This window comes from Okeania sp. SIO2B9 (assembly GCF_010672505.1).
Classification (GTDB): domain Bacteria; phylum Cyanobacteriota; class Cyanobacteriia; order Cyanobacteriales; family Microcoleaceae; genus Okeania; species Okeania hirsuta.
In genome coordinates this window covers 1-6,307 of the sequence record NZ_JAAHGK010000330.1, presented here as the reverse complement: position 1 = coordinate 6,307, position 6,307 = coordinate 1, and the positions used below count along the sequence as shown (strand labels likewise).

The window sequence follows — 6,307 nt, the reverse complement described above, 5'->3', positions numbered from 1 at the left end:
TAGCTCAAATCATGAAATAACGCTTGACAAATTCGCAAATTTTATTATTACTCAGCCACAACTTTTTTCATATAATTCCCCCATAACTGAGCCGCTTGTCCGCTACTGCTATAAGTAGGAGAGTTGTCATCATTTCCTAACCAAATACCTGTCACCATACTTTTGTTAGGAATATAACCAACAAACCATAAATCTACTCCTCTATTAGTTGTACCCGTTTTACCTGCTTCATCTAATCCTACATAAGCTCCACGACCAGTACCATATTGCACTACTCCTTGAAGCATTTGAGTCATGGTATCCGCTATTTGTGGTTTTAATATCTGGCGGTTAGCTTGAATATCCCCTTGAGTGTTTTCACACTTTGGGTCTGAATTATAGGAATAAATACAACGACAAGTGTAGATATTATCCCGATCGCTACAGTCGCTAGTATCAATAATCTTCCTAATAGTATGAGGACGGTTTCCTACTCCACGATTAGCGATCGCTCCATAAGCACCAGTCATTTCTAATACATTAACTTCATTTTGACCCAATATTAATCCTGGTACAGCATCTAACTTAGATTTAACCCCTAAACGCTTTGCCATCCTGACGACATTACCTAAACCAACTTGTTGAGCAACCCGCAAAGCTACCACATTTTCAGAAAGTGCTATTCCAGTGTACATATTTGTATTACCGCCACTGCGTTGACAACCTCCGTAAGTTTGACCCATCCATCTCAGAGAATTACAAGAATATAATCTTGTTGGTGGTATCCCTCTTTCCAAAGCAGCAGCGTAGGCAAAAACTTTAAAAGTAGATCCTGGTTGACGTTGTGCTTGAGTTGCCCGGTTAAACTGACTCTGTTGATAATCTTCACCTCCAGTCAAGGCGATAACTTCTCCATTTTTAGAGTCTATAGTAACTACCGCACCTTGAGAAAAATTAGCATAAGACCCAGCATTGTTAATTGCTTCTTGTAAACTTGTTTCTGCTAAGGTTTGAATTTCAGGATTTAAAGCTGTTTGAACAACAAAATTTCCTTCTCTAGCTAAATCTTCTCCTAATAATTCTTCCAGTTCACTAAATACATAACTATAATAATAAGGTGCTATTGTACTTTGGAGAATTTCTATAGCTTTTGGATTAATTTCTACCCGCGATCGCCTTGCTCTATCTGCTTCTTGTTGGTCGATAATCCCCAAACTGAGCATTCGATAAATTACTCCATCTCTTTTTTCTATAGCTATTTGATAATTTTCTACAGGATTAAAAGTATTAGGTGCTGGTAAAATTCCTACTAATGTTGCTGCTTCTGATAAAGTTAAATCTTGAGCGCTTTTACCAAAATAAAATCTTGAGGCATCTTCAAATCCGTATAAATCTAAACCTAAATAAACCTTATTCAGATAATTTAATAATACATCGTTTTTACTATAAAAAGCCTCTATTTTGAAAGATACTATTGCCTCTCGTAATTTCCTGCCCAAAGAATCTTCTGTACCTACATAGTCACGAAAGACGCTTCTTGCTAATTGTTGAGTTACTGTACTTCCTCCTTGGCTTATACCATCTGCCCTCAAATTTGTCAATACTGCTCTAGTAATTCCGATGGGGTCTACGCCGAAATGCCAATAAAAGCGACTATCCTCAGAAGCAATAACTGCATCAGGTAAATATTTAGAGAATTTAGATATGCGCCCTAATTCATAATGGGCATTTCTATAGGTGGGACGTAGAGGAGTTTGTCCATCACGAGCATAGACTACTACTGGGCCAGTAATTGGATTAGGTAAAGGGTCTACCTGAAATTTTGTCCATTCAAGTAGAATCATTAAACTGATTAAAGCAGTTAATCCAGAAAGACCGAAGACTGTATAACGAAATGCTTGAAAATACCAAACAGGAGGGTCTACATATCGAATTTTAACAGTATCAGCTAGTACTGGTGGTCCTAAAGTTAGAACATCGCCATGACGTAGAGACATACGAGAAACTTGTTTTTTCCCGTTGTAGATACCATTAGCAGAATTCTCGTCTTTAACTATATAAGGAGCGTTAGATTTATTAGTATTTTTAGAGACAGACAGATGAATTTTACTAATCAGGGGATTACGAATGACAATATCACAAGCTTGGGAAGAACGGCCTAGTAAATAGCGATCGCCCAAAAGAGGATATTTTTTAGCTGGAGTATTCTCTGTTTCCTGTATCCAGAGTTCAGGTACTTTAGCATTAGGTCTCAGTGCTAGTCGGGAAAAGTTAACATTGGCATGAATAGTTTGAACCATCTGGGTAATATTACCCAAGAGAGTTTGAGAATTACGAGGAGGCCGTGAATAATTCATAACTAAAGGGAACAGGGAACAGAGAGTTGGTGAATTGACTAACCGTTCAACTAAACTTACTCAAACTTCCTCAAAAGCCTTAAAGATTAATTGTTTGTAGTGGTTCTACCACCACAGGTTTCAACGGTAAACCCTTTATTACTTTGTCAAAGGAATCAGGAATTACTTTTTTAATAATGTTCAACTAGCCATTTATATCTGCATTTAATAATTTATTTTCTCTAGTTTTATACAAGCTTCTTGTTACTCTTCTTCAACTAAATTTCGGTTTTTTTATCTCCATATTTTGGTAAATTATCCCTATTAAATCTGTTGGCTACGATTCCCGAGAAATCGTAATATAGTTACCTTGATTGTTATACAATTTGTAGGGACGTTAACGATAGTTATGTGCTAGCAAATGGTCATTCCCTAGGGCAAAGTTCCACTTTACTTGTTGCGGAGCAAAACGCCCCTAAAATAGAGGGCGAATACCATTCGCCCCTACCCCTATAATACTGAATAACACCGATGCTACCGGATTTGATATTACATCCTAAGCTACAACACAGAAACTGTATCTTTAATCTAATTCTAATGGAAAATCTCGCAAATTGATGTTAATTGTACCACACTTCTAACCTAGTCCAGCATCAGTTACTGCGCCAAAACTACTAGAAGATACTAACTTTGCATATTTTGCTAATACACCTCTGGTATACCGGGGTGCTGGAGGTTGCCACGCTTGACGACGCTGTTGTAGCTCCTCATCAGAAATATTTAACTGTAGCAAACGTTTGTGAGCATCAATAGTAATCATATCTCCTTCCTTTATCAGAGCGATCGCGCCACCTACTGCTGCTTCTGGAGCTACATGACCAACTACCATACCGTAAGTACCACCAGAAAACCTACCATCAGTAATCAACCCTACTTTATCTCCTAAACCAGCACCGATAATAGCCGAAGTTGGTGCCAACATTTCTCTCATTCCTGGCCCGCCTTTCGGTCCTTCATAACGGACTACAACAATATCTCCTGCTTGAATTTTTCCTGCTAATATTGCCTCTAAGCAGTTTTCCTCTGATTCAAATACTTTTGCCGGACCTGTTATTTCTGGGTTCTTAACTCCTGTAATTTTAGCAACTGCTCCCTCAGTTGCCAGATTTCCTTTTAAAATAGCTAAATGTCCTTGAGCATACATCGGATTATTCCAAGGGCGAATTACATCTTGATTGGAGGGTGGTTCCGAAGGTACGTCTGCTAACTGTTCTCCAATAGTTTTACCTGTTATGGTTAAAGCATCTGGGTAGAGTAGGTCATGTTCGAGGAGCATTTTCATGACTAGAGGAATACCACCCGCTTGATGCAAATTTGTTGTAACGTATCGACCGCTTGGTTTGAGGTCGCACAATACAGGGACTCTTGCTCGAATAGTTTCAAAATCATCAATGGATAATTCTACATTAGCAGCATGAGCAATGGCTAATAAATGTAGAACTGCATTAGTGGAACCCCCAACTGCAGTAATTACCGAAATTGCGTTTTCTATAGCCTTGCGGGTAATTATTTGACGAGGTAAAATTTGTTTGCGGATAGCCTCTACTAGAATTTTGGCAGACTCCTCAGTACTATCAGCTTTTTCTGCATCTTCGGCCGCCATAGTTGATGAATACATCAGACTCATACCCATTGCTTCAAAAGCGGAAGACATAGTATTTGCAGTGAACATTCCTCCACAAGACCCAGCACCTGGACAAGCTCTACGTTCAATTTCACTGAGCTGCTGTTCGTCAATTTTTCCAGCACTGTATTTTCCTACTGCTTCAAAAGCACTAACTACGGTTAAGTCTTCACCATTATAGTTACCTGGTTTGATAGTACCACCATAGACAAATATCGCAGGAATATTCATTCGAGCGATCGCTATCATTGCTCCAGGCATATTTTTATCACACCCACCGATGGCTAAAAGTCCGTCCATTGCCTGGCCATTACAAACTGTTTCGATGGAGTCGGCAATAACATCCCTAGAAACGAGAGAATATTTCATTCCCTCAGTTCCCATAGAAATACCATCGCTAATGGTAATTGTGCCAAATATTTGTGGCATTGCCCCTGCTTGTTTGGCTCCTGCCATGGCTCGCATGGCCAAATCATTGATGCCCATATTACAGGGGGTAATAGTGCTATAAGCGTTAGCTACTGCGACGATCGGTTTAGTAAAGTCTGAATCTTCAAAACCTACAGCTCTGAGCATAGCTCGGTTAGGAGAACGTTGTACTCCTTTTGTGATTAATTGGCTTCTGACATTCTCTGGCATAGTATTTTTTTTGTTGTACTTATGTTCTTAATTTTCTCAGAATATCAGCGTGGTTTTTGAGATATTTACAATAAGATTACTAAATTTAAGCCCTTAATTTGGTGTCTGTAATTTGATCTTTTCCCTTATGGGTTTAATACCCCACTGTCTACACAGTGCAAATGCGGTTGCTGAGGGACCAATCCCCATAGACCACATTCTTCTGACTCCCGACTCCTAGCTACTTCTTCAACGGAATATAGTAGGAAAGCGAAAAGTTTTACAGAAAAAGCTGCTTAATAAGTTAATTAGGTATATGTAGGGTTTCTCTTTTGCTTTTGTAAATTAGTAATGTCCTAGTTTAAATATAAAATGTAAAATAGAAAATAGTTTGAGGCGGTGCAAATGGAGGCGGAAGAAATTCTAAAACAGTATGCAGAAGGGGAAAGAAATTTTAAAGGTATTACCCTAGTAGGGGTAGATTTAAGGGGAGCTGATTTAAGTAATAGTAACTTTACTAGGGCAAACTTCCGTAATATAAAACTTATGGGTGCTAACCTATGTGGAGTTAATCTCAGAGAAGTGTATTTAGGGGATGCTGATCTTAATGGGGCTAATTTGAGTGAAGCTAATTTGATTGGAGCGAGTCTGGTGAAAACTGACTTAAATAACGCTGATTTGAGTGAGGCTAATTTACGGGGTTCTAATTCTAGGGAAGCTAATTTCAGTCAAGCTAATTTAAGAGGTGCTAACCTGACGGAAGCTAATTTCAGTCAGGCTAATTTAACGGCAGCTAATTTAACTGCAGCTACAATGATTCGCGTTAATTTGATCAGAGCTATTTTAAATGGCTCAAGTTTAGAGTCTGCGAATTTAACAAATGCCTTGATGAATGAGTCAATTTTAGAAGAGGCCAATCTAAGTAATGGCATTCTCAGTGGGGCAATGTTAAGTAGGGCTAATCTGAGTGAAGCTGAATTGAGCAAATCTACTACTATTGGAGCTACTCTGAGTGAAGCTAATTTAAGTGGAGCGAAATTACGAACTGCTAATGTTAGTTGGACTACTTTTCGAGGAGCTAATATGAGTGGAGCTAATTTATTTCGGGCTAATTTAAGTTGGTCAAATCTGACGGGAGCAATATTAATTAAAGCTGTATTGATTGATGCAAAGCTAAATAAAACTAATCTACGAGATGCAGATATGAGGGGAGCAATTATGCCTGATGGTACAACTTGTCCTTAAAAGAGATTATTGTTGCTGATACCGTTTCACGGAAGTTATAAGTCAAAAGTCAAAAGTCAAAAGTGATGAATTAAAATTTTATAGAAGCTCAAAACTTTGATGATACATCAACAATTAATAATTAATAATTAACAATTACCTCTCCTTGAAAAGAAGAGGATTGACTCAAAGGAAAAATTTTTCTTGTTTCTCCTTTAAAGGAGAGGCTTTAAGTCTTAATGATTTGGTAATTTACGGAAGTTATTTAACATTTAAAGGAGCGAAACTATTTGTGACATACCTAAAGTGAATTGGTATTAACACTATAATTTTAATATTTTTTTATTTTATATGTTTTATTTGACAGATAATAATGATCTTAAAAAATGTATTGAACAATTAGCTACTGCTAATATACTTTGGATTGATACAGAAGTTGCTGATTATAATACTCGTAGACCTAGAT

General features: G+C 37.7%; 3 protein-coding genes. 1 reads left to right on the top strand and 2 read right to left on the bottom strand.

What is annotated here, in order from left to right; translation table 11 throughout:
* Window positions 1-47: 47 nt before the first annotated feature.
* Both F6K13_RS13520 and ilvD read right to left on the bottom strand, forming a co-directional pair.
* Complete coding sequence (locus F6K13_RS13520) at window positions 48-2,336, bottom strand: transglycosylase domain-containing protein (RefSeq protein WP_124154340.1); 2,289 nt, start codon at window positions 2,334-2,336, stop codon at window positions 48-50.
* Window positions 2,337-2,952: 616 nt separating this feature from the next.
* Window positions 2,953-4,638 (bottom strand): dihydroxy-acid dehydratase, encoded by a 1,686-nt coding sequence (gene ilvD, locus F6K13_RS13515; protein ID WP_124145208.1) that lies wholly within the window; start codon window positions 4,636-4,638, stop codon window positions 2,953-2,955.
* A gap of 384 nt (window positions 4,639-5,022) precedes the next feature.
* Here ilvD and F6K13_RS13510 point away from each other — a divergent pair, with 384 nt between their 5' ends.
* Entirely contained in the window at window positions 5,023-5,862 is an 840-nt protein-coding gene (locus F6K13_RS13510; protein ID WP_124145209.1) for a pentapeptide repeat-containing protein, read from the top strand.
* The last annotated feature ends 445 nt before the right edge of the window (window positions 5,863-6,307 follow it).

Bases quoted from the DNA above. Each gene is read 5' to 3' on its own strand.
- F6K13_RS13520 (WP_124154340.1), bottom strand. From the start codon at position 2,336: ATGAATTATTCACGGCCTCCTCGTAATTCTCAAACTCTCTTGGGTAAT.
- ilvD (WP_124145208.1), bottom strand. From the start codon at position 4,638: ATGCCAGAGAATGTCAGAAGCCAATTAATCACAAAAGGAGTACAACGT.
- F6K13_RS13510 (WP_124145209.1), top strand. From the start codon at position 5,023: ATGGAGGCGGAAGAAATTCTAAAACAGTATGCAGAAGGGGAAAGAAAT.